Below are 23323 nucleotides of genomic sequence, written 5' to 3' on the forward strand. Positions count from 1 at the left end.
TCAATTCCTTTCGTATTTGTACAGGTAGGCTGACCATGGCTGGAGCTTCATGGAAGCCGGTCGTTGTTTTTCTGAATCGTTTGTGAGAACTAATTTGAGGTTTTGATAAGTATCCGGAACCTGATAGCTGGCGGATTGATCACTTAAATTGGTGATAATTAAGTAGCCGCTGCGTCCGGATTCTCTGGTGTAAACGTATAACTGGTGGTCGTTGGTATTGACTAACGCATACTGGCCATCGAGTAAAATCGGATCATGCCGTCTTAGCTCAACTAATTTTCGGTAGAAGTTAAGGACTGAATTGGCGTTGGTTTCCTCGGTTTCGACGTTGACTTCAACGTTGTTGGGATTAACTTCAATCCACGGTTTGTGGCTGCTAAAGCCGCCGGTTGACGTCCGATCCCACTGCATGGGTGTCCGGGCATTATCGCGGCTCTTGCTGCGAAGCTTAAACAACGTCTGGGCTTTGGTCGCGCCCTTTTGTAGTTCTTCACGATAAAAGCGTTTGGAATCCAGGTCGCGGTACTGATCAATCGTTTCAAAATCAACGTTACTCATGCCCAACTCTTGACCTTGGTAAATAAATGGCGTGCCTTTCATCAAAAAGTACATCATCGCAAGTGCGGTCGCGCTTTGACTGCGCATGGTTGTGTCATTACCGAAATATGAAACCGCTCGGGGCAAATCATGATTTTCCAGGAATAAGGCGTTCCAGCCGATTCCCTCCAAACCGGTCTGCCAGTTGGATAACGCCTGGCGTAGTTGAGCAACATCGACTTGACCAACCGTAAACTTTTCCCAAAAGCTAACGTGATCAAATTGAAAAATCATATCGAAATAGCCGTTTTTTGAATTGACCCACTGTTGAGCCCGACGAACAGGGACCCCGCCAGCTTCTCCGACAGTCATGAGATGGTCGCGCTTGAAGTCGGCGCTCAATTCAGCGAGCAGTTTGTCAATGCCTGGCACGTTATTCATGGCATCTTCTTGGTCTGCGACATCTGCGAATGACTGATTTTTCTTCAAATGTGAGATGGCATCCAACCGGAAGCCATCAACGCCTTTAGCTGCCCACCAATCAATGATCTTCATGACTGCTTGATGAACCTTGGGATTTTCCCAGTTCAAGTCAGGTTGCTGCTTGGCAAATAAGTGATAGTAATATTCGTCAGTTGCCGGGTTGTATTCCCAAGCTGAGCCACCGAATAGTGATACCCAGTTGTTAGGCAGCTTGCCGTTATCAGCTTTGCGCCAGATATAAAAATCATGATAGGGATTGTCAATGGATTTCTTAGCTTCTTGGAACCATCGATGCTGATCCGATGTGTGGTTGATGACGAGGTCAAAGACGACGCGAATATCGTTTCGATGAAAATCATCGATCATTTTGAATGTGTCATCCAATGTGCCATATTGAGGATCGACATCTTCATAGTTTGACACATCGTAACCATTATCGACGTTTGGTGAAGCGAAGAATGGTGATAACCAAACGAAGTTTACGCCAAGTGACTTGATGTAAGGGATCTTTTGAATAATTCCCTGAAGGTCGCCGATGCCATCACTATTACTGTCATAAAAGCTTTTCGGGTATATTTGATAACCAACGGCGTTCTTCCACCAGGTTGGGTTTTGTTGATTGTTAATCAAAGTGCTCACCTCTCACAGTTTTTGAAACCCCTTTCACAAAACACATGATACACGCTTACATGTTCATGTGTCAATCGTTTGACATAAATTTCCATAAAATATTTTTTCAATATGCTATACTTAGACTGATAAAACGCGATGGGAAGGTGATTTCATGCAGCCCAAGTTGGCAGATGTTGCAAAATTGGCAGGGGTATCGGTGACAACTGTGTCACGTGTCATTAATGACCGGGGATATCTTTCGGCCAATACCAAGGAAAAGGTATTCGCTGCAATGCAGCAGTTGAACTATCAACCGAGTCTAGCGGCCCGTGTCCTGCAGGGAAAACAATTTAAGCTCGTCGGACTAATTTTTGCCAGTTTGGAGAATCCTTTTATTGCCCAGTTGGTCGTTGAAATTGAGAATCGACTGTTCACACACGGATATAAGGCGATTATTTGCAATAGCATGGACAATCCTGAAAAAGAGCAGCAATATTTAAAGATGTTATTGGCGAACCAGGTTGATGGCATTATCACCGGGTCTCATAATGAAGGAATTGAAGAGTATAAAATGTCGGGGTTGCCAATTGTGTCGTCCGACCGTTATTTTCAAAATAAGATTCCGACGGTCAGCAGTGATAATCAGGCTGGGGGCGAATTGGCCGCTCGGACGATGATCGAGAAGGGCTCTAAAAAGTTCATGCTGGTTTCGGGCAGTTTGGAAAAGAAGGCACCGAATAATGCCCGGATCACCGGATTTGAGAAAATTGCTGCAGATCGCAAATTTCCCGTTGAAGTGGTAGAATTTCCATTTAATTCGACGCCAACGATTCGACGGGCAACATTGCGGGAGAAATTGCTGAGTTATCATCCGGACGGCATTTTCTGTACCGACGATCAAACGGCTCTGTTATGTATGCAAGAGGCGCGTAAGCTGGGGATGCAAATTCCCAAAGATGTTCAAGTGATTGGCTACGATGGGTCGGATTACGTTCAGGAATATCACCCAGAGTTAAGTACCATCGTTCAACCAGTCAGCGATATTGCCGAACTGTTGGTCCGATTGTTGTTCAACCGGCTCCAACAAAACGACGACCAGCTGTTGGACAAATATGTACTGCCGATTAAGTTGTTACAGCGCGAATCGTTGCGAAAATAACACCATCGGTATTTCCATTTCTTTAATCCGGTCATTCATTCAATTGCGTAGGTTGGGAGGAAACAATTTTTGCCAAATATAAAGCGGCCATGGTGTATTGACGTCAAATACGTGAATGGTATGGTTAAGAAATACCGGCTGACGATGGATCTTCAACACGCATTAAACGGGGATCCACAAGGAAGAAATCTGTTACAAAATGCGTTGATTGTCGTGCCACTGGCCCCATACCTGGAATTCAAGTACCAAAAAAAGATGTCTAAGGACGCTTGGAAACGATTCAAAGTAAAAACCCAGCCACCATTTGGGATTGGTAGAATCATTAAATTCTATCAATTATCATCGGCTCGCGCCCACAAATTTCCAGTGTCTCGAAGCCAGTTTGTTGCCGCCGAGTATTGGAAGGCAGGACCTTATGCGCGGGTGAATCGGTATTTGCGTCATGATTATAAATGGTTAACCAAGTGTCAAATATCGGCTGACATTACTTATTGGCAAAGGCAGTTATATTTGAAAAAGCCACATCCAAATGGATGCTGTCGGCTGCTCACCTGGATCCGGGTTCAAATTCGATTGAAGCAATGCCAACGCCAGTGGTTCGCACAGGAAAAGCGGTTATGGCATGTTTAAAAAGGAAAGGTGTGGCGAAATATCGATTGGGCTTATACGTCCGGAAGCTGCTATTTTGGCGCACGTTTTAATTAGATAACTTCAAATCAACAGAAAAAGGCCGAGTCAAAAGTTCACCACTTTTGATTCGGCCTTTTAGACTGCACGATAATATCGTGAGTTGGCTTATTTAATTTATTTATTAAACGTGTCGCTTTCAACTTCTCGAATGAAGGTTGCCAGATGATCGTAGTAAACATCTGGATTGTCGACCATATGATGGTGACCGCCTTCTGGAGTTGAGACAAATTTGGCGTTTGGAATCATTTCAGCCATTCGTTTTCCAGTGGCAATCGGCATGGTTTCGTGTTCACCAAATGTGACCAGAGTTGGCACCTTAATGTTTTTGAGCTGATCGGTGAAGTCCCACTCTGCTAATTTTCCGGTCACAACGAATTCGTTGTCGCCTTGGAAAGCGCCATAAATATCTGTGTTGGTAACATCGATCAAATGGGAAAGTTTTGAAGGCTGCTTGCGGTCGATGTAACCCTTGTTCAAAATATCAACGTATGATTGGTACTTGTCGTTATCATAGTCGCCCTTGGCTTCACAAGCCTTCATGTAAGCAACTTGTTCAGGAGTTAACGCTTTTTCGCGGACTTCTTCCAAGTGCTCAGTGTAGTCGTCGATGCGGTCAACCATTGATGAAATGATGGCACCCTTTAAGTGTTGACCAAATTTGGCGGCGTATTCTTGAACTAACAGTCCGCCCCATGATTGGCCAATGAGGTAGAAGTTATCCAAGCCAAGCTTATCACGCACTTCATCGACTTCATTTAAGAAGTAATCGTAGTTTAGGATGTCCTCGCGGTTCTTTGGATCGCTGAAATCAGGACTATCGGAATACCATGAGCCAAGTTGATCATACATCGTCACCTGCACGTCCAAGCCCTGCTTTTTAAGTTGCTTGGCTGCGTCTTCCCAGTATTCATGTTCACCACCAGGGCCACCGTGTAATGCTAACAAATGAATATCGCCGGTCCCTTGTGTGTTGGTCCATAAGTGATATCCGTTATCCAAAGTAATGATCTTTGTTCCTTGTTTCATATAATCACCTATCCTTATCCTTATTTATAAAAATCATATCACATTTAGCGGTTATTAGCATTGCCGGAAAGCAACGGAAGTTCGATTTGAGAAGCGCCCAGGTCAACTGAATAGGTAATGTCTTGGTTTCCGCGAATAGTGTAGTCCATGTCGGTGGCGTAAATGATGATCCCCAGTTGATGGCCCTTTAAGAGTCGCCAGAATGTTGGTTGAAAGGCCATCTCAAAGTTATAGTATTGGCCAGCTTTAAGATCGTCTGATTTGTAATTATTAGTGCGGTTTTGCATGTTCATGTGGGCATCGGTAAATTTCTTGTATGCGGAGACTTTTGGTTCCGGTAGAAACTCTTTCAAGTCATCCTTGCGCCAATTATAGCCGGTAATAATCTTTTGGGCGGCTAAGACTTGTGGGACAGCCGTTAACCGCTTTTCGTCACCGTAGTCAACCAGCGCTGCACTCAACAAGCCCAGATCAGCGCTGCTAAATGCCCTCAAGGTAATTTTTGCTTCGCCGTCGACGATCATGTCTTGATCCAAAGGTTCGGTAACCAGCTTAATGGCGTGCTTATCCATCTTGGAATGCGACTTGGTAAACAAAGCGTGTTGCCATTTGTGGGTTTCAGCCACGTATTGTTTAAACAGGTCTTGTGGCAGCTGGTCGTTGAAGCTTTGATTTTCATTGAGGTCCGTGAACCGTTGGTCGTTTAACGAAATGGTCTTGACTTCGGCATCGCTTCCCCAATCCTGATAAGTATTCCAAGTTTCCGGTTCAGCGTTATCCTGAACCAAAACATCAGGAACGACTTGATTAGCCTGGTTATCGACGTCCAGTAATTTGTTGGTTAACCATAAGTTAGCTAAATCAGTAAAATCAACTGAACGGAAATTATTAAGATACTCATGCTGACCTTGGTGAAGAACGAGCTTTTGGGTAATGGCTTCATTTTTTAAAGTATTTCGGAGGTTATAAACATGTGAGAGCTTGACATTCCAGTCATTCAAGCCGTGAACCAACATCATATCTGCTTTGATATTGACGTTTTTCAGGAGGTTTCGATTATCCCAAAACTTGTTATAACTACCAGACTGTCGATCTTGGCCGCTGGTCAGCTTTTTCAGTTGTGCCAGCCAAGTGTCCTTAATCTTTAAGTAATCAGCGGCGGATTGTTCGCGGCTAAACGTGATTTCACCTAAGACATCAGCGTCTTCACCTTGGAAGCCGCCAGGCGCGACGACCAAGCCGTTTTCACGGTAGTAGTTGTAATAATTGGAAATGCCGGCTTCAACAATGGCGGTCTTGAAACCATCAACGCCGGTCAGCGCAGCAGCTGTAGCTAAGGTGCCCAAGTATGAACGGCCGGTCATGCCGACGTTGCCGTTGGACCACCATGCTTTGATGCCAACTTGGTCGGTCCGATTGGTAAATGCGGTCCGATCACCGTGGAGCCATTCAATAATTGCAGTTGCACTAATGGTTTCGTCGGGCGTTCCGGTGGTGCGGACACCGTCGGAATCCTTAGTACCAATACCGGATGAGTAAACCACGGCAAATCCTCTGGCCAAGAAATAATCATTTAGCGTATAGGTCCAGGTTTTGACGAAGGTTTCTTCTGCGACTTCACTGGTTGCCTGAACGGGTCTTGGCGCCGGTAAATTTGAGTGGTCATAATCAAATTTAACGTCTTGATAACTCAAGTTATTCGGTTCCTTGCGGGTGAGGGGCTTGTTGACATCGTGGGTCATATCATCGGCTTGTTTATCGTTGGTTCCTTGATCGTACGGGCTGGCCGTGAAGACAACCGGCACCTTCAAACCACCTTCTGTATCGGCTGGACGGATAATTTCTGCCTTGAGCAGGTCACGTTTGCCATCGTGATCGGTGTCCAGTGGCGCTTCAACGTAAACCACCTCGCGAATCAGCTTGCTGGTATCGAACACCGCTTGGGATTTACCGTTGAAGATCAATGGGCGTTTGAGCGTGCCTTTGTCATCAAAAAATTGGTGGTAGTACCCTTGGCCGGCCAAATAGTCAATCAGTGTCTGGCCAAACTTGGTTCGGGTATTAAGCAGCTTGTACCAAGCATCAATGAGTTGATCGCGATTCAACGTATTAGGAACGTCGGCGACCGGCAATTTCCATTCAGTCATTGATTTGAATGGATCATGGAGGTCAAAGTCCAGGCCGACTTCAAAGCCTAAGAGCTGTAGGCCAACGTTATAGAAGGCCAACTTTGAGACGGCGTCTTGGGTGGTGGTGTACGCGTAAGCATTCAGTTCTGGGGTCGCCATCAAATTTGAAACTTTTTGAGTCCGGGTGGCCAAACCCTGCTTTTCAATAAAGAACTTCAATAAAAATTGGCGATACAGCATGACTGGATCGGCCATCTTTTTCGTTTGAGCGGTTAAGAATTGAATATCCGCCAACTCTTTAACGATTTGATCATGGTTCGTGGGAACATAAGCAAACTGATTGATTTTCATAAACTACCTCCTGAAAATGATTGTTAAAGCCATTATACCTTACTTTTGTGGGCCTGAATCGGTCGGATGGCGACGAAATTCGGATGGTGTCACGCCCACGAAACGCTTAAAGACCCGAATGAAGTAGGTTAAATCGTTAAACCCAATGATCATGGCAATATCGGTAATCGACGGCTCAGCGTGCACCAGATATTTCTTGGCTTCGACGATCCGCCGCTGGTTGATATAGTCCGTCACACTCAGACCGATTTCCTGCTTGAATTTTCTGGATAAGTACGATGGATGGCTGCCAACAGCGGCCGCAATGTCGTCTAACGCAATATGGTGCCCCAAATTGAGGAGAATATAATCAAGCGCGCGTTTGATCATTGGCGAGGCGCCGGAAGTTGAAACATCCTGGACTAACTGGCAATATTCAGTCGTCATTGAACCGACCAGCGTGTGGAGCCCAGCCAAGTTATTTTGCCGTTCAATCAGAAGGGCGTACTTTTCTGAAATTGCGTTGAGAAAGACTGGATGAACGCCACCTTGGTGAGCCGCGATTCGACAAATGGTGTTGAAGACAAAACAGATATTTTTTGATGACCGCAGTGGCTGGTTGGGAATCCGCTTGGAAAACGAGTCAAAAATCCGTGTCATCGTCGTGTTCAGTTGCCGGACTGCAGCTTGATTTCCAGTCGCAATTGCATTGGTGATCTTTTCTTCATTAAGATAGTTTTCTTCGATTTGACGTTTGTTATCAGAATTAACGGTGGCAATCGATTGGTCCCTTAAATGGGTGGTGTCATCTGATTGCCCCTGCTTTTGAGGGACAATCAGCGGTTGGCTAAATAGATTGATCATCAGGGTGGCCAAATCGGCAATCTTTTGTGATGAAAGGACTGGCAGACTTTGATAGCGCTGCTCTAATTGGCGGCGCTCACTAATCGTGTCGTTGTTCTTAATCAGAATCGCGTTGATTTCAGTCGTTGTTGGTGGCGCGGTTAAAAATGGTCCCAGTAAGCCAATTGTACCGGTGGGATTCGCTAATTTAACCGCCACCCAGGTGAGTAATGCCGAGTTTGTCACCAGGTAATGATTAACTTCCAGCGGTTTCAGGCTGTCAATGATTGATTGAAGTTGTTCTGGCGCTTGAAGATCTGCAGTTGGGTTGTCCTGAAGACGGATCAAGGCGCGTCCGTCTTGGGTAAACAAGGCAACGTCAATGTGGGTGATTGAGTAGATCAGTTCAGCTGTTTGGTGTGAATTTTGTTGGGACACGCGACACGCCTCCTTGTTAGCGGTTACATAAAAGTCATGAAAGTCCGATTAATGTTAATATTGTATAAGTATCATCCTTGATTTTAGACTATCCTTTAGATATTGAAAAGATGATTTTAATTAAATGGAGGAATTTAACAATGCTATACCCACTGACAACACCCAGCAGAACACTACTTGACCTATCTGGTCTTTGGAAATTTATGATCGATGAGGAGACAACTCCGATCGATCCGAAGAAGCCATTACCCACTGAAGATGTCGTTTCAGTGCCGGCATCATTTAACGACCAGACGGCATCAAAGAAGATTCGCGAGCACAACGGCTTTGTATGGTATGAAACCAGTTTTGATATTGCCAAGCCGCTTGCTTCTCAACGACTGGTTTTGCGGTTTGGTTCAGCGACTCATGAGGCGTGGGTCTATCTGAATGGCCAAGAAATAACGCACCATAAGGGTGGCTTCACACCATTTGAAGTCGAAATTAATGACTACCTGGTTGCTAACGATAATCGGCTAACCGTTAAATTAAGCAATATTCTCGACTACACCACGTTACCAGTGGGGAATTATAGTGAAACAACTGATGCTTCGGGGCACAAAATTCGCCACGTTGACGAAAACTTTGACTTCTTCAACTATGCGGGACTCCAGCGTCCGGTGAAGATTTATTCAACCCCAACCAGCTACATCAACGATATTACGGTTGTGCCAAATGTCGACCTTGAGAACAGTCGCGCAGATGTTCAGGTGAAAGTTGCCACTGAAGGTGAATTTGACGACGTTAAAGTGACAATTCTCGATCAAGATGGGAAGCCGGTTGTAAGTGGCCATTCAGCTGACCAAACATTGACGATTAACGACGTGCATCTTTGGCAGCCGATGCATGCCTATCTGTATCGGGCACGAGTTGAAGGACTGAAAAACGGTCAAGTAATTGACAGTTATACCGAAGAATTTGGCGTTCGTAAGGTTGAAGTCAAAAATGCTCAGTTCCTGATTAACGGGGAACCATTTTACTTTAAGGGCTTTGGCAAACACGAAGACTCTTACGTCCACGGTCGCGGATTCAACGAACCGACTAACGTTTTGGATATTCACTTAATGAAGGATATGGGCGCCAATTCATTTAGAACATCGCATTACCCATACTCAGAAGAAATGATGCGTTTATGCGATCGTGAAGGTATTGTCGTAATTGATGAAACACCAGCAGTTGGATTGATGGTTAGCTTTGGTTTCGACGTTTCAATGTTAGAAAGCGACGACTATCAAGATGATACTTGGACGAAATTAAAGACGGCCGATGCTCACAAACAGGTCATTAAAGAAATTATCGAACGTGATAAAAACCACGCCTGTGTTGCAATGTGGTCAATCGCAAACGAAGCGGCAACTTTTTCCAAGGGGGCCTATGAATACTTCAAGCCGTTGTTTGATGAAGCGCGTCAATTGGATCCTCAAAATCGGCCATGTACTTACACGAGTATCATGATGGCGAATCCCAAGACTGACAACTGCGTATCATTAGTCGACGTGATTGCGTTGAATCGTTACTACGGCTGGTACGTTGCCAATGGTGATTTGGCAACCGCTGAAAAAGCAACCCGAGATGAGTTGAAGGCATACTCCGACAAATTCCCAGACAAGCCCATCATGTACACCGAATATGGTGCCGACACGATTCCTGGGCTTCACAGTAATTACGACGAACCATTTTCAGAAGAGTTCCAAGAAGATTACTATCGTATGACGAGTAAAGTCTTTGATGAAATCCCACACTTTGTCGGCGAACAGCTGTGGAACTTTGCCGACTTCCAGACGAAATCTGGCATCCAGCGGGTACAAGGCAATAAGAAGGGAATCTTTACTCGGTCCCGGGAACCAAAGATGGTCGTCCGGTACTTGAAGAAGCGTTGGACAAACATTCCTGATTTTGGGTATAAAAAATAACAAAATATATATAATTTTGAAGATTTGAAAGCTGATATGACGCATTTTATGCGCGATATCGGCTTTTTGAAATTTCTTTGTAAACTTATTCACAAAGCATTGCAATTTTCCCGAATAAAGACTAGCCTTAATGTGTATTAAGCGGTTACAAAAAGAATCGTGTGAAGGGGGAAACATACTAATGTCAACGATTATTTCTACATTGAAAGAATCTGACGATGAGAACCGAGTGGCGATCACGCCGGACGTGGCGGAAAAGCTGGTTCACAAGGATTTTCAAGTGTTGGTTGAAAAAGGTGCAGGTGAGAAAGCGTTCTTTTCTGATCAAGCCTATGTTGACGCTGGGGCAACGGTTGTTAGTCGGGATGACGCGGTTTCAAAAGCGAACCTGATTGCAGTTATTAATCAGCCGGATGAGGCAACCCGCGCAAAGATTCATGAGGGCCAAATCCTGATTGGCTTGCTGAAAGCCTTGGTTGATACCGATGCTATTCAAGAACTGGCCAAACAAAAGGTAACGGCTCTCTCGTTTGAACTTTTGCCGCGGACGATTTCTCGAGCCCAAAGCATGGATGTGTTAAGCTCACAAGCTTCGATTGCCGGCTATAAAGCAGCTTTGGTTGCGGCCGATCAATTTGCACGCTATCTACCGATGATGATCACGGCTGCCGGAACTGCCAAGCCAGCTAAAGTATTGGTCTTAGGAACTGGTGTTGCCGGGCTTCAGGCAATCGGGACCGCCAAGCGATTGGGCGCAATTGTTTCTGGATACGATGTTCGCCCGGCTTCTCGAGGTGAAGTGGAATCACTGGGAGCCGAATTTCTGACTAGTTCAGTCAGTGCCGTTGGTGCCGGCGGATATGCCCGTCAGCTCTCAGCGGATGAACAAAAGCAGCAGCAAGACGAACTTGTTGGGTTCATTAAACAAAACGACATTGTGATCACAACGGCGCAGGTTCCTGGGAAAAAGCCACCGCTGTTGGTACCACAACAAGCGATTGATAATGCCAAATCAGCAAGTGTCTTCGTTGATCTGGCTGCCAGTGATTTAGGTGGTAACGTGTCCGGATCAAAACCGGGTCAAACGGTGATGACTGAAAATGGTGCCAAAATTATTGGGGCGGGGAATTTAGCGAGCCAGTTGGCAACGTCTGCTTCGGAAATGTTCTCCAAGAACGTTCAAGCCGTCATTAATGATATTGCTGACAAGGATGGCAATCTCAACATTGATTTAACCGACGACGTGATGAGCCAGTTGGTTGCAACCGACCACGGTGAAATTATTTCCGACCGGCTGCGGGATGCGTTGAATTTGCCGACCAAGCAGCCAGCTGAAGATGCGCCTGAAGAAGCAACCAAAGAAACAAAAGATGCTGACAAGGGGGATGAGTGATTATGAGTCAGGAGTTATATACGAATTTAGCCATTTTTGTTCTGAGCCTATTAGTTGGATTTGAAGTCATGAGTAAAATTCCTTCGACTTTACAAACACCAATGATGTCCGGTGCCAATGCAATTCACGGGGTCGTGGTTGTCGGGGCCTTTGTGATTGCGGCGGAAGCCAATAATTGGTATTTCTACATTCTCGCCTTCCTGGCAGCCTTTTTTGCCGCCGTCAACGTTGCTGGTGGTTATACGGTAACCGACCGAATGCTGGGGATGTTCAACCGGCCAAAAAAGCCGGCAGATTCTAACAAAGAAGGCGACAAATAATGTCAATGCTTAAAACACTTGCTTCGTTAATTTATTTGCTGTCGGCCGTCTGCTACGTGGTTGGTGTCCACATGATGCGTTCGCCGAAAACGGCTCGAAAAGGAAACATGCTGTCTGGATTAGGGATGGCAATGGCGGTCGTCATGATTCTGATTGAAATTATTGCTGACGGTAAAATCACCCTGATTGGGTGGACGGTTTTGTTTGTCGGCCTTCTAATCGGTATTTTGTATGGGGTTATTAAAGCGCGTAAAGTGCCGATGACTGACGTGCCACAGTTGGTTTCGCTATTTAATGCTGTTGGTGGTGGTGCTGCCGCCACAATTGGTATCTTCGACTACACCCATGAGGCATTAGGAACTTCACTGAGTTTGGCCTTTTCAATTCCGGTCCTTCTCGACATTGTCATTGGAGGGATTACTTTCTCAGGTTCTTTGATTGCAACTGGAAAGTTATCCGGTCACGTTCCTGGCAAGCCAATTTCATTTCCCGGCGATAAGCTGATTAATGGGATCGCTGTTCTTGGAATCCTTGTGGCTGCCGTTTGGATGATTGGCTTTCCATCTGCGTACTGGCCATTGGTCTTGGCATTGCTTGCCAGCTTAATCTTCGGCCTGCTGATGACCTTGCCAATCGGTGGTGCCGACATGCCGGTTGTCGTATCGCTTTTGAACGCCTTTACCGGTTTGGCGGTTGCCTTTGCCGGATTCGTTATCGATAATCAGGTTTTGATCATTGCTGGTGCCCTGGTTGGTGCTGCCGGAACTATTTTGACCCTGCAAATGGCCGAAGCAATGAACCGGTCAGTTGCCAACATTCTTGCCGGAGGTTTTGGAACAGGTGGTTCAGACGCTGGATCCAGTGCTGGTGCGGATGTTCCGACTAACATCAAGAAGACAACGCCTGATGATGTCGGAATGCAGCTTGCATACGCTCATAACGTCATGATTGTGCCTGGCTACGGATTAGCTGCTGCTCAGGCCCAACATGAAGTCGCTGAGTTGGCAAAATTGCTGACGGATGCTGGAATTAACGTTAATTATGCGATTCACCCGGTTGCTGGCCGGATGCCTGGTCACATGAACGTGCTGTTGGCTGATGTTAACGTTCCTTACGACCAAATGAAGCAGTTGGATGATGCCAACTCAATGTTTGAAAATACCGATGTTTCACTGGTCATTGGTGCTAATGATGTTACCAACCCGCTTGCACGTGAGAAGGGAAACGCAATTTCCGGAATGCCAATTCTGGACGTTGACAAATCAAAGTCGGTTGTCGTCATCAAACGGTCAATGAGTACCGGATATGCCGGTGTTCAAAACCCACTGTTTAGTGAAGATCAGACCAGTATGATGTTCTCGGATGCCAAGAAGGGACTGCAGGAGATTATCGCAGCCACGAAAGGGTATCTGGATTAATTAAGTAGGTCTATGTACAGGAGAACGGCGCAAAACGTTGAGTTTTGCGCCGTTCTTTTTAACATATGACTTGCCACATTACTTATACACTTTAACGAATTTTGCGTTAGCGGTGATGTAGCCACCTTTAACCGCAAATCGCTTGGCTCCGGATTTAGAGTGCGAAGTGGCGTGGCTATAGGTGTAGAAATTAATCGCCAGCTTGTCGCCCTTCTTAAAGTGACCATTTTTCTTTGAGAAGTTGGCGTTGTTATAGCGGTTAATTGCCCGTTTGACAACCACACGTTTGGGCTGCTTTTGCTTGCCGTTCATGACTAGTTTGCGATTGGCGGTAATGAAGTTGCCATTTCCCAACATATAACGGGTTGTTAAATTATGAGTGGTAATCGATGCGACTTTTAAGACGGTTCCCTGTTTAAACGTTGTGACCTTTTCAGTTAGGTTCTTTTCATTATATTCGTTGACCCCATTCGGACTGATGACCGTCACAAATTTGGGCTTGGATTCATAATAGACGGGCGATACGTAAGTCGATTTTGTGGTGATATAGCCTGTTTTTCCAGCGGTTTTGCTTTCGTGGTTGACGTCTCGAACCTTATAACGTAACCTGCCCTGGCTTGATCGCTGATAGTCGGTGACCACAAACATTGGCCGAAAGACACGGGGCTTCTTCGCGTAACTTGTGATTCGCTCGGACTTCTTGAAAGTGGGATTTTTGTACAAGTAAATCTTCTTGAGTGAGTAAACGACTTCGCCAGTTGTCGTCGCGTAGTCTGGCTGCTGATTTTCAGTCGGAGGCGTTGGCTTGCTTGGATTAGTGGGCTGTTCTGGCGTTTCCGGAGGCGTTGGCGTTGTTGGTGGGGTTGGGATCACCGGGCTGGCATTCTTGGTGTACACCAGCTTAAACGTCTGTTCTTGATCGGAAATCGTCCCAGTTTGAGCCGGGTCGTATTTCTGGAAAGTATACCCCGGGATCGTCAGCTTATATTGCACTTTTGAGAGGTCAAAAGACTCGTCGATATTGCCGGTGATCGTGACGGGGTCATGCAGCTTGTTGCCGTTTGAGTCCACGTATTGGACGGTGACCGGCTGCGCTTTGGCTTCTTGAATATCGTATGGCATGAAGTAGCTTAATACAGGCTGCGGGTTAGTGGGATCCTTATAGAAACGATACTGGGCAATCATGTAGTAAGTGTACGGATTGCTGACGACAGTCGCATTGACGCTGTGAAATGGGTTTTCCGGATCTGTCGGAGAAACTTGTGGCGATAAGTTGGTATACGTAAAATCATCACCTGAGATAATTGTTTGACCCATTTGAACGTCCTTCAGAAATGTGCCGTTTCGAAAGACATCGATTTGACTATAACTAGCGTCAACGGGATTGCCAAATGCTTTCGTCCCAGGTGTTAGAAATTCACGTTGATAAGGCTGAAAGGGCTTTGTCTCACTCGTGACTGCATTTTTTGTAATGAGTCGACAAACGGTGCCTTCCAAGTGTATGTGTCGGTGTGCAAAACCTTTAATGGAAAGATGACGATTTGGCTTAAATAGTTAAAAGCGGTGTATTGAGAAGCATCCAAGGTATTCAAGTTGGTGATGGAATTCATGTTGATGTACAGCGTCTTGATCTTGGTTAAGCCAGCTAACGGTGAAATATCTTGAATCCGATTACCCGATAAATTCACATATTCCAAATTAGTTAGATCTTTTAACGGCGAAATATCAATAATGTCATTCCGGAAAAAATGTTTACCCCGATTTAAATCAGAGTTAAGCTCGATTTTCGTTAGATTATGACAGTATTGCAGCCCTTCCAGAGAATAATTTCCTTTGTTGGTTGGGCCGACCGAACCATTGCCGCCATTAACCGGGACTTGGTTATCAACTTCAGCAGCGGTGCCAATTTCCCAGCCCAGGTAGGTGAGCTGTCCCAAGGCTGATTTAAAAGATGCTGGGGTAAAATCAGCAACCGTAAAATCAGGATCGGTAATAATTTGTTGTTTCTTCATGTTAACCAACACGAGTTCCCGCAGCTTTTCGTTTGGCATCATTTGGTCGACCGTTTGATCTTCCTGGGTGGTTGCCGCATGTGCCACAAGGTTGACTTCGACGTGGTTCATTGAAATTGAAAAAACAGCGACTGAACTGACTGCCAAAGCAACTTTGATAAAGCGTTTTAAAAAGTTCATAATTAGTGGCCCTCCCCAATGAGTTCTATTAGTCATTTGTTATCAATATAATTTTAACTGATTTCTTATTGGGAAGGAAAGTAATATGATTGTGAAATCAATTTAACAAGGGCCGTTTTTCTCCCATGAACTGCGAGTAGCGGTTATGGTAAACTGATACTAATAGATTGTGTTTATCGAAGAAAAGATCATGTAGAGAAAGGGTTTTTAAATGGCGTTTGTAGGACAAATTGCACTTATCTTAATTGCGACCTTATTAGCTGCTGCAATTAGTCAACGACTGGGGATGCCGGCAGTGATCGGCCAACTCCTGGCTGGTGTTTTGCTGGGGCCTGGGGTTTTGGGGGTTCTCCAACACACAGAGTTGATGCGCGCGGGCGCGGAGATTGGCGTGATTATTTTAATGTTTATTGCCGGAATTGAAAGTGACTTGGACCTGCTTAAGAAGTATTTCAAGCCAGCCATCAGTGTTGCCGCAATCGGTGTCTTGTTTCCAATGATTGTCTTCTATCTTTACGGTGAAATGATGGGTCAGGGATTCGAGCGGTCAATCTTTTGGGGCGTCATTTTTGCCGCCACTTCAGTTTCAATCAGCGTTGAAGTGCTGCGTGAATTTAAAAAGCTTAATACCAAAGAAGGCGCCACTATTTTGGGGGCTGCCGTCGTTGACGACATCATCGCTGTCATCTTGTTGAGTATTTTTGTCAGTTCGTTTGGCGTTGGCGGCGAGGGTTCTAATAATTTACTGGTTGCAACTTTGTTCCAGTTGGTTTACTTTTTAGGTGTCATTGTGGTGGTTAAATGGGTGGCCCCGATCATGCTGCGGTTGGCCGAACGGCTGCCGGTCCATGGTTCAGTTGCAATCACTTCTTTGGTGTTGTGTTTGTCCATGGCATGGTTGGCTGATGTTTTGGGACTGAGTTCAGTCGTTGGCGCCTTTTTTGCCGGCGTGGCGGTTTCTCAAACCAAGTTTCAAGGAGAAATTTCAAGCAGTGTCAGTTCGGTTGGCTACACGTTTTTCATTCCGATTTTCTTTGTCAGCATTGGGCTGGACATGGAATTTGGCAATGTTTTGAAGAACTTGGGCTTCATTATCATCATGACGCTACTGGCAATCGCCACTAAATTGTTGGGCGGCGCAGTGGGAGCTCGAATAACTAAAATGAATTGGAATAGTGCATTTATCGTGGGGTCAGGGATGGTCTCCCGAGGTGAAATGGCATTAATTATCGCCCAGATTGGGTTGGCTTCTAATTTGATGGCTAAGAATTTGTATTCCGAAATTATTATTGTCATTGTCTTATCGACGATTGTTGCACCATTGCTACTAAAGAAAACGATGAAGGTATAAGGAGAGACGAACGATGATTACTGAATATGCCAGTGGAGCAGTTGTTTATCAGATGCGTGAGGGAAAAATTTGGTATTTATTATTACAAAGTGCAACGTCTGACTTTTGGGGCCTGCCAAAGGGTCACGTTGAAGAAAACGAGAACCTCATTCAAACGGCGGTTCGAGAAATTCGGGAAGAAACCAACTTAAAAAGCCGAATTGATGCTAATTTCAAACAAAAGGTCGAGTACGATATGGACAACGGTCACCATAAGGACGTGACATTTTTCGTCAGCCGGGTTCCTGAAGACGTGCAGGTCCATAAGCAGGATGAAGAAATCAATTCATTTGGTTGGTTTGATTACCAAGATGCTTACGAAAAGCTGACTTATGATAACCTGCGCCAATTACTGAAAAGTGCGGATGCGTATATTCGCGACAAAGAAAACGTTGGGGACTAGTCAATGAAAAATCGAGTGTTTGTCATTACCGGTGCTGCAGGAAGCGGCAAGACAACAGTGCGCGATTATTTGCACGATCAATACAAAATGGCTCGGGTCATTACCCACACAACCAGAGCACCACGGGCAAATGAACGGGATGGAATCGACTATTATTTTGAGGATAACGAGTCGTTTTTTGACAACCATTTTTTAGAGTCGGTACATTACGCCGGCAATTACTACGGTTCCTCGTACGAAGGCTTAGAAAATGCTTGGGAAAAATCGCCGTTGGCAACCATTGTCTTGGATACTGCCGGTGCGATTACATATAAACAAAAGCTTGGCGATAAAGCGATTATTATTTTTCTGGAGGTCGGCGATAGCGAAGAACTTCAGCGACGAATGCAAGGGCGTGGTGACAATGCAGAAATGGTTGAAAAGCGGATTAAAAGTCAGGAATATAACCGTGATCTTCAGATGCCTTACGAATTAAAGGGCAAGGCCTATGAAGTGGTCAACAAAGACTGGGATAAGACCCAGGCAAAGATTGACGAAATCGTTGAGAAATATAATGATTAACGGTTCTTTAGTTGTTGACGGGTTGAAACTATGGTAATATGCGAATAAACAGTAACAATTACTTATTAGAGGTGAGTAGGATGCCTGCAGCAATCGAACAAGCAACCAGAGTATTAAAAGATAATCATTTTAAAATCACGAAACAACGCACGGCGATGATTGAATTCTTGGTCGGTACGGCCACCAATCGATTTGTGGACGTGACGAGCATTGATGAGTTTATGCGTAAAACATTTCCGAAGATGAGTCATAACACCATTTATCGAAACATTTCCGAATTTGCCGACCTTGGAATTGTTGAAAGACAAGTTCAAGGTGACCGGGCTTCGGTTAAGTTTCAGTGTGACTTCCAACAAGAACATCATCACCACTTTATTTGTAGTAACTGTGGTAAGGTCATCGAACTCAAGGACTGCCCACTAAGTCCAGAAATTACGTCCCAGCTCTCAGGCTGTGAAGTGACGGGGCATTTGTTCCAGATTTATGGTTTGTGCCCTAAATGCGCTAACTTAATGAATAATTAACGAATTATTTAGCATTCGTTCAGATTCTTATGCGATAATTAAGGCTACAAAATTTAGTAAGGAAGTTTTTTGAATGGATAATAGAATTCCGCCATTAATTACGCCATTTGCCATTTTATCGATTTCTTTGGCACTTGGTGCAACCAATGTTGTGGTTAATAACGTGACATCCACTGATGAGGGAACCCCTAGGACCACTCAAACGACTCATCAAAAGCAAATCTCCAATTCGATTTACGGCAACAACAATAAAAAGAAGACTGATGACGAAAAGACCAAGGCAGAAAAAGCCAAGGAGGAATCAGCCAAGAAGAAGGCCGCTGAGGAATCGTCAGCAGCCAAAGCTTCGTCTGAAAAGGCCGAAAGCGATAAGAAGGCCAATGCCGATAGTAGTGACCAAACTACCACTAACGACTTGACGGACAAGAGTGGGACAACGACAAATAAGTCCAAGACAACTAACAAAGGCACCACCACAAATAAAGGGACCACAACCACTGGTGGGACCACCGAGAACAACAATTCAAATCAAACGAATGATCAAAATAATAAGTCTGGCAATACGACCACTGGAACAACCGGGTCGAGTGCAACGAATACACAAAATAACAACGATACCACCACGACCCAACAGGTGACGGGTGATACAACAGGGGAGGGAACTAACTAATGTTTAGTTTTTTAGACATGGTTAACCACTACCTCGGTTACTTTAATATTAATGTGACGTTAAAAAGCCGCATCTACACCGTTCTGGGCTTCTTTGGCGACATTTATTTGTTCTACATCGGTTTTCGATTTTTGCAGAACTCAATGCTGACCAAGGGTTTGTTAATCTTATTGGTTGCAATCATTTTGATGTACTTTACGGTTTGCAACTTCTTTTATTACTTCACGAAACGCCAGCCGTGGTTTGATATTTCTCCAAAACTTGCCAAATGGCTGCATATTCAAGAACATCCTCAAGAAACACAAGTTCAGTCAAAGATGGGAACGACTGTGATTTCTGAAGAACGCAATGTTCCAGCCAACGGATTGTTTGATAATCAACATCTCTTACCTGCTAAGATTCAAATCGGGGCAACCGAGCAGCGTAATATTGATCGTTTAGTCGCCCAGATGGAACAGCAACGATTATTTAGAACGGATTACGATGGCATGAGCGACCGCAAGATTTATGAGCTGCTCAAGGTTAACGGCAAGCCGATTTATGCGATTGGCAAGGGTGTCTTAATGCCGTACTTTGAAATGCGTCAGCAAGGGACCTCATTAGTCGTATATTGCGGCTTGAATCAGGCCGAAACCTATCCTGTCGGCGAAATCCGCCGGGTGGGACTGCAGTCCGTTGAATCACTGGACTTGCGATCATTGAAGCTTTACCTGGCTTCAGTTACTTTAGTTGGCGGGCCGTTTAAACAAATTGGTCGTGCTGGTGTGATTGAGACACCGCAAGCTTATACACTGAGGGCCATGGTCGCCTATAAGAAACTGTAAGGGAAAGGGAATCAATCATGAGAATCAATGTTTTGCAGCACACGCCCAACGAAGGACCGGGATCAATTCAAGACTGGGCCCACGCGCACGGTTATCAGCTATATATTTATCATCCATATCAATTTGGCTTTCTGCCAACAGCCGACGAGACTGATATGCTGGTTATTCTTGGAGGTCCGATGAGTCCAAATGATGACTTGGCGTGGATCAAACAGGAGCGGGCACTGATTCAAGAATTGTTGGCAAATGAGACACCAATTTTTGGCGCCTGTTTTGGCGCTCAACAAATTACCAAAACGCTGGGGTACCCGGTTACCAAAGGGCCTGCCAAGGAAGTTGGCTGGGCACCAGTCTATCGGAAATCCGATGTGATTCCCGGATTACCTGAGAAGTTGACTGCGCTTCATTGGCATGAGGACATGTTCCAAATTCCAGAAGGTGCTCAGTTGTTATTTTCAAGCGACAACCTGGTTAATCAGGGATTCGTTTTGAATCATCACGTTGTTGGCCTGCAATTTCACTTTGAACCCAAGGAAGATAACGTTAGAGAAATGGTCATTAACGATCATCCATACATCAAAGGGTCTGTTTTGAATCAATCCGCTGAGGAAATTTTGGCGCGTCAGGTTCCGGACGAAAATAAAAATGTGATGTTCCAGATACTGAATTACATTACTGAAAATTAATTTGAAAATCTTCATAAAAAAGCTGAGTCAAAATGGATCAATTTTTGGCTCAGCTTTTTGTTTGGTGATTTCAGATTATCCAGCCGAAACGAGTTCCGACGGGCCTGGTGTCTACCTTCCAAGACGGCTTTGATTCAAACCCAAAAACGGGGTTTAAACCAGAGCTGTCTTAGAAATCGCATCACCCAGCCCGTGTCACACACTCTCTCATTAATGACTCTTAAAATGAGCATCTAATTAAAATTTATGCAAAATAGGTTTCCTTTTTGGCTGATTCTGAATTATAATTAGAACATTACCCAAAAATATTCATTCGTGATGGGTGGAAAATTGGGTTGAATTTGGACGCTGATCAACGACTTGGCAGGAAATGTGACATGAGACAAAACTTTTTGTGACATTTTTTTGACCTATCAAAATTTTTAACATATTATGGATGTAGTATCATTCTTAGGCAATTTTAATAATTTGTCTGAAAGCATTGGAGGAAAATGACATGGCAATGATCGAATTTCAAGACGTACAAAAGTATTACGGCAATTTCCATGCGTTAAAGGATATTAATTTGAAGATTGAAGCCGGCGAAACCGTTGTTTTGATCGGGCCTTCAGGTTCCGGTAAGTCAACGTTGATTCGGACGGTTAATGGGCTTGAGCCGATTCAAGAAGGTAAATTGATCGTTAATGGTCAAGATTTGGCCAATAAGAAGACCGATCCCAACCGGATTCGGAAAAATGTTGGGATGGTGTTTCAACATTTCAACTTGTATGCCAACAAGACGGTGCTTGAAAATATCATGCTGGCACCACGAATTGTGTTGAAGCGACCAGAACAGGAAAACAAAGAAACGGCGATGCAACTGTTGGACCAAGTTGGTCTTCGAAGCCAAGCCAACAAGTTGCCGGCGCAATTATCCGGTGGTCAGCAACAACGAATCGCGATTGCCCGCTCGCTTGCAATGAAGCCAAAGTGTCTCTTGTTTGATGAGCCAACCAGTGCGTTGGATCCTGAAATGATTGATGATGTTTTGAACGTTATGAAGGAAATTGCACAAGATTCCGATATGACGATGCTGGTTGTGACCCACGAAATGGGATTTGCGCGTGAAGTTGCCAACCGGGTTATCTTTATGGACGACGGTCGTATTTTGGAAGACGACACAAGCGAGAAATTCTTTAATGGTGAACCCTCCAATGAACGTGCACGACAATTTCTTGGCAAAATTATTACGCATTAAAAATTTCATTATTGGGAGGTCACATCATGAAGAAGATCATATCAAGACTTGGGTTATTGTTAACCTTACTCTTAATGGTCGTCACGTTGAGCGCCTGTTCAAGCGCTGCATCGCAGAAAAATGTGCTGCAAGAGGATAAACAGACGAAGACGATCACTTGGGGTGTCAAAGCTGATACCAAGTTGTTTGGGTTAATGGATGTTAAGGATAACCAAATTAAGGGATTTGAAATTGATTTGGCCAAGGCAATGACAAAGCAAATCCTTGGAAAAGACGGCAAGGCCCGTTTTATCCAAGTTACCAGTCAAACCCGGATGCCATTACTTAGAAACGGGAACATTGATGCCATTATGGCAACGATGACCATTACACCGGAACGTGCCAAGCAAGTTGACTTTTCACGTTCATACTTTGATGCCGGACAAGCCATCCTCGTTAAGAACGGCAGTCCAATCAAAAACGTTAAAGATTTGAACCATAAAGGCGCCATTGTCTTGGGAGTTGTTGGTTCAAACTCAGTTCAAAATATTAAGAAATTTGCTCCTAAAGCAAAAGTGCTGCAACTAACCGATTACTCGCAAGCCTTAACTGCGTTGAAGTCTGGACAGGGGGACGCGTTAACGACTGATAACGGTATCTTATACGGGATGTCAATCGAAAACCCCGGGTATTCAGTAGTTGGTGGTACGTTTACCAAAGAACCATACGGAATTGCTGTTGATAAAGGACAGGGTAAGTTGAGAGATGCCATGAACGATGCCTTAACCAAGGTTGAAAAATCTGGCGAGTACAACCAACTCCTTTATAAATGGTTCCACAAGGTTCGTGGATTTGATTTGAAGGGGGCACAACGATGATAAGTATTTTTCAAAATTACGGTGGAACCCTCCTTTATGGTTTGGGACAAACACTTTTGTGCAGTCTTATCGCACTGTTCTTTGCCCTGATTATTGGTTCAGCCTTTGCCATTTTGGAAGTTTTCCCCAACAAATTTCTGCGGGTAATTTCAAGAGTCTATATTGAATTGTTCCGAAACATTCCACTATTGGTTATTACAATGTTCTTCTACGTTGTTATTCCGATGTATGTCGTTGAAATTAGCGGCTTTGTTTCAGGAACCATTGGCTTGACCCTTTACTCGTCAGCATTTATTGCTGAAACGGTTCGATCCGGAATTCAATCCGTTGATCCTGGCCAAATGGAAGGCGCCCGTGCCAACGGACTGAGCTTCTGGCAGGCAATGCGCTACATTATTTTGCCACAGGCTTTCAGATACGTTATTCCACCACTGGGTAACCAGTTTATCAACTTGGTTAAGAACTCTTCAGTCCTTGCCTTCGTTGCCGGATTTGACTTGATGTATCAAGGAAACGTCATTGCTTCTGACTCGCTGCAAAGTATGAGCACTTACCTCTGTGTCGGTGTCTTATACCTGATTTTGACGTTGCCGTTGAGTTATTACATGCGTTATCTTGAAAAGAAATTGGCATAAAGGAGGAATCACGC

At 44.7% G+C, this 23323-nt stretch carries 22 protein-coding genes; 16 read left to right on the forward strand and 6 right to left on the reverse strand.

What is annotated here, in order from left to right; translation table 11 throughout:
* Positions 1-1650, reverse strand: coding sequence for an alpha-glucosidase (locus FC51_RS04105; protein ID WP_057910904.1), 1650 nt, complete (start codon positions 1648-1650; stop codon positions 1-3).
* A gap of 154 nt (positions 1651-1804) precedes the next feature.
* On the opposite strand from FC51_RS04105, the gene FC51_RS04110 reads away from it, so the two are divergent.
* Together FC51_RS04110 and FC51_RS04115 are read left to right on the forward strand one after the other, a co-directional pair.
* A complete protein-coding gene (locus tag FC51_RS04110; protein WP_057910905.1) occupies positions 1805-2791 on the forward strand; it encodes a LacI family DNA-binding transcriptional regulator in 987 nt (328 codons plus the stop codon).
* 69 nt (positions 2792-2860) lie between these two features.
* Complete coding sequence (locus tag FC51_RS04115; protein ID WP_099046970.1) at positions 2861-3421, forward strand: DUF7679 family protein; 561 nt, start codon at positions 2861-2863, stop codon at positions 3419-3421.
* A gap of 174 nt (positions 3422-3595) precedes the next feature.
* On the opposite strand, the gene FC51_RS04120 is transcribed toward FC51_RS04115, so the two are convergent.
* Genes FC51_RS04120 through FC51_RS04130 form a run of 3 tightly spaced genes read right to left on the reverse strand, consistent with a single transcriptional unit; the run spans position 3596 to position 8247 of the window.
* Complete coding sequence (locus FC51_RS04120) at positions 3596-4507, reverse strand: proline-specific peptidase family protein (RefSeq protein WP_057910906.1); 912 nt, start codon at positions 4505-4507, stop codon at positions 3596-3598.
* Between the two features lie 44 nt (positions 4508-4551).
* The gene (locus FC51_RS04125) at positions 4552-6987 is read right to left on the reverse strand and encodes a Xaa-Pro dipeptidyl-peptidase (protein ID WP_057910907.1); all 2436 of its coding nucleotides are present in this window, start codon (positions 6985-6987) and stop codon (positions 4552-4554) included.
* A 39-nt stretch (positions 6988-7026) separates the two neighbouring features.
* The gene (locus tag FC51_RS04130) at positions 7027-8247 is read right to left on the reverse strand and encodes a helix-turn-helix domain-containing protein (protein WP_057910908.1); all 1221 of its coding nucleotides are present in this window, start codon (positions 8245-8247) and stop codon (positions 7027-7029) included.
* A gap of 140 nt (positions 8248-8387) precedes the next feature.
* Between FC51_RS04130 and uidA the strand changes: the two genes are divergently transcribed.
* The 4 genes from uidA (at position 8388) to FC51_RS04150 (ending at position 13330) form a co-directional block, all read left to right on the forward strand.
* Positions 8388-10199 carry a beta-glucuronidase gene (gene uidA / locus FC51_RS04135; protein ID WP_057910909.1) on the forward strand — a complete coding sequence of 604 codons (1812 nt, stop codon included), beginning with the start codon at positions 8388-8390 and terminating at the stop codon, positions 10197-10199.
* Positions 10200-10380: 181 nt separating this feature from the next.
* Positions 10381-11592 carry an NAD(P) transhydrogenase subunit alpha gene (locus tag FC51_RS04140; protein ID WP_057910910.1) on the forward strand — a complete coding sequence of 404 codons (1212 nt, stop codon included), beginning with the start codon at positions 10381-10383 and terminating at the stop codon, positions 11590-11592.
* Between the two features lie 2 nt (positions 11593-11594).
* Positions 11595-11912 (forward strand): NAD(P) transhydrogenase subunit alpha part 2, encoded by a 318-nt coding sequence (locus FC51_RS04145; RefSeq protein WP_057910911.1) that lies wholly within the window; start codon positions 11595-11597, stop codon positions 11910-11912.
* On the forward strand, positions 11912-13330 hold the full coding sequence (locus tag FC51_RS04150; protein WP_057910912.1) for an NAD(P)(+) transhydrogenase (Re/Si-specific) subunit beta: 1419 nt from the start codon (positions 11912-11914) through the stop codon (positions 13328-13330). Before FC51_RS04145 ends, FC51_RS04150 begins: the two co-directional genes overlap by 1 nt.
* A 78-nt stretch (positions 13331-13408) precedes the next feature.
* Here the strand turns inward: FC51_RS04150 and FC51_RS12515 are convergent, their stop codons facing one another.
* Together FC51_RS12515 and FC51_RS12520 are read right to left on the reverse strand one after the other, a co-directional pair.
* A complete protein-coding gene (locus FC51_RS12515; RefSeq protein WP_225355060.1) occupies positions 13409-14647 on the reverse strand; it encodes a DUF5776 domain-containing protein in 1239 nt (412 codons plus the stop codon).
* A gap of 92 nt (positions 14648-14739) precedes the next feature.
* On the reverse strand, positions 14740-15522 hold the full coding sequence (locus tag FC51_RS12520) for a leucine-rich repeat domain-containing protein (RefSeq protein ID WP_225355059.1): 783 nt from the start codon (positions 15520-15522) through the stop codon (positions 14740-14742).
* 211 nt (positions 15523-15733) lie between these two features.
* On the opposite strand from FC51_RS12520, the gene FC51_RS04160 reads away from it, so the two are divergent.
* The 10 genes from FC51_RS04160 to FC51_RS04205 all read left to right on the forward strand — a co-directional run bounded on the left by FC51_RS04160 (position 15734) and on the right by FC51_RS04205 (position 23309).
* Complete coding sequence (locus FC51_RS04160; protein ID WP_057910913.1) at positions 15734-16873, forward strand: cation:proton antiporter; 1140 nt, start codon at positions 15734-15736, stop codon at positions 16871-16873.
* Positions 16874-16886: 13 nt separating this feature from the next.
* On the forward strand, positions 16887-17315 hold the full coding sequence (locus FC51_RS04165) for a bis(5'-nucleosyl)-tetraphosphatase (protein WP_057910914.1): 429 nt from the start codon (positions 16887-16889) through the stop codon (positions 17313-17315).
* A 3-nt stretch (positions 17316-17318) separates the two neighbouring features.
* A complete protein-coding gene (locus tag FC51_RS04170) occupies positions 17319-17876 on the forward strand; it encodes a guanylate kinase (protein WP_057910915.1) in 558 nt (185 codons plus the stop codon).
* Positions 17877-17956: 80 nt separating this feature from the next.
* Positions 17957-18400 carry a Fur family transcriptional regulator gene (locus FC51_RS04175; protein WP_057910916.1) on the forward strand — a complete coding sequence of 148 codons (444 nt, stop codon included), beginning with the start codon at positions 17957-17959 and terminating at the stop codon, positions 18398-18400.
* Positions 18401-18473: 73 nt separating this feature from the next.
* A complete protein-coding gene (locus FC51_RS04180; RefSeq protein ID WP_057911208.1) occupies positions 18474-19070 on the forward strand; it encodes a hypothetical protein in 597 nt (198 codons plus the stop codon).
* Positions 19070-19894 (forward strand): DUF6681 family protein, encoded by an 825-nt coding sequence (locus FC51_RS04185; protein WP_057910918.1) that lies wholly within the window; start codon positions 19070-19072, stop codon positions 19892-19894. The genes FC51_RS04180 and FC51_RS04185 overlap by 1 nt, the downstream gene beginning before the upstream one ends.
* A gap of 17 nt (positions 19895-19911) precedes the next feature.
* Positions 19912-20580, forward strand: a complete 669-nt coding sequence (locus FC51_RS04190; RefSeq protein ID WP_057910919.1) for a type 1 glutamine amidotransferase — start codon at positions 19912-19914, stop codon at positions 20578-20580.
* Positions 20581-21076: 496 nt separating this feature from the next.
* Positions 21077-21817 carry an amino acid ABC transporter ATP-binding protein gene (locus FC51_RS04195; RefSeq protein ID WP_057910920.1) on the forward strand — a complete coding sequence of 247 codons (741 nt, stop codon included), beginning with the start codon at positions 21077-21079 and terminating at the stop codon, positions 21815-21817.
* Positions 21818-21843: 26 nt separating this feature from the next.
* Positions 21844-22674 (forward strand): transporter substrate-binding domain-containing protein, encoded by an 831-nt coding sequence (locus FC51_RS04200; protein WP_057910921.1) that lies wholly within the window; start codon positions 21844-21846, stop codon positions 22672-22674.
* Positions 22671-23309 carry an amino acid ABC transporter permease gene (locus tag FC51_RS04205; protein ID WP_057910922.1) on the forward strand — a complete coding sequence of 213 codons (639 nt, stop codon included), beginning with the start codon at positions 22671-22673 and terminating at the stop codon, positions 23307-23309. Before FC51_RS04200 ends, FC51_RS04205 begins: the two co-directional genes overlap by 4 nt.
* Positions 23310-23323 lie beyond the last annotated feature (14 nt).

Origin of the sequence: Lentilactobacillus parabuchneri DSM 5707 = NBRC 107865, from assembly GCF_001435315.1 — a bacterium.
GTDB lineage: Bacteria > Bacillota > Bacilli > Lactobacillales > Lactobacillaceae > Lentilactobacillus > Lentilactobacillus parabuchneri.

What these genes read in the sequence shown, in the direction of transcription:
- FC51_RS04110 (WP_057910905.1), top strand. Translation starts at nt 1,805, where the DNA reads ATGCAGCCCAAGTTGGCAGATGTTGCAAAATTGGCAGGGGTATCGGTG.
- FC51_RS04120 (WP_057910906.1), bottom strand. Translation starts at nt 4,507, where the DNA reads ATGAAACAAGGAACAAAGATCATTACTTTGGATAACGGATATCACTTA.
- FC51_RS04125 (WP_057910907.1), bottom strand. Translation starts at nt 6,987, where the DNA reads ATGAAAATCAATCAGTTTGCTTATGTTCCCACGAACCATGATCAAATC.
- uidA (WP_057910909.1), top strand. Translation starts at nt 8,388, where the DNA reads ATGCTATACCCACTGACAACACCCAGCAGAACACTACTTGACCTATCT.
- FC51_RS04140 (WP_057910910.1), top strand. Translation starts at nt 10,381, where the DNA reads ATGTCAACGATTATTTCTACATTGAAAGAATCTGACGATGAGAACCGA.
- FC51_RS04145 (WP_057910911.1), top strand. Translation starts at nt 11,595, where the DNA reads ATGAGTCAGGAGTTATATACGAATTTAGCCATTTTTGTTCTGAGCCTA.
- FC51_RS04150 (WP_057910912.1), top strand. Translation starts at nt 11,912, where the DNA reads ATGTCAATGCTTAAAACACTTGCTTCGTTAATTTATTTGCTGTCGGCC.
- FC51_RS12515 (WP_225355060.1), bottom strand. Translation starts at nt 14,647, where the DNA reads ATGGGTCAAACAATTATCTCAGGTGATGATTTTACGTATACCAACTTA.
- FC51_RS12520 (WP_225355059.1), bottom strand. Translation starts at nt 15,522, where the DNA reads ATGAACTTTTTAAAACGCTTTATCAAAGTTGCTTTGGCAGTCAGTTCA.
- FC51_RS04160 (WP_057910913.1), top strand. Translation starts at nt 15,734, where the DNA reads ATGGCGTTTGTAGGACAAATTGCACTTATCTTAATTGCGACCTTATTA.
- FC51_RS04165 (WP_057910914.1), top strand. Translation starts at nt 16,887, where the DNA reads ATGATTACTGAATATGCCAGTGGAGCAGTTGTTTATCAGATGCGTGAG.
- FC51_RS04170 (WP_057910915.1), top strand. Translation starts at nt 17,319, where the DNA reads ATGAAAAATCGAGTGTTTGTCATTACCGGTGCTGCAGGAAGCGGCAAG.
- FC51_RS04175 (WP_057910916.1), top strand. Translation starts at nt 17,957, where the DNA reads ATGCCTGCAGCAATCGAACAAGCAACCAGAGTATTAAAAGATAATCAT.
- FC51_RS04180 (WP_057911208.1), top strand. Translation starts at nt 18,474, where the DNA reads ATGGATAATAGAATTCCGCCATTAATTACGCCATTTGCCATTTTATCG.
- FC51_RS04185 (WP_057910918.1), top strand. Translation starts at nt 19,070, where the DNA reads ATGTTTAGTTTTTTAGACATGGTTAACCACTACCTCGGTTACTTTAAT.
- FC51_RS04190 (WP_057910919.1), top strand. Translation starts at nt 19,912, where the DNA reads ATGAGAATCAATGTTTTGCAGCACACGCCCAACGAAGGACCGGGATCA.
- FC51_RS04195 (WP_057910920.1), top strand. Translation starts at nt 21,077, where the DNA reads ATGGCAATGATCGAATTTCAAGACGTACAAAAGTATTACGGCAATTTC.
- FC51_RS04200 (WP_057910921.1), top strand. Translation starts at nt 21,844, where the DNA reads ATGAAGAAGATCATATCAAGACTTGGGTTATTGTTAACCTTACTCTTA.
- FC51_RS04205 (WP_057910922.1), top strand. Translation starts at nt 22,671, where the DNA reads ATGATAAGTATTTTTCAAAATTACGGTGGAACCCTCCTTTATGGTTTG.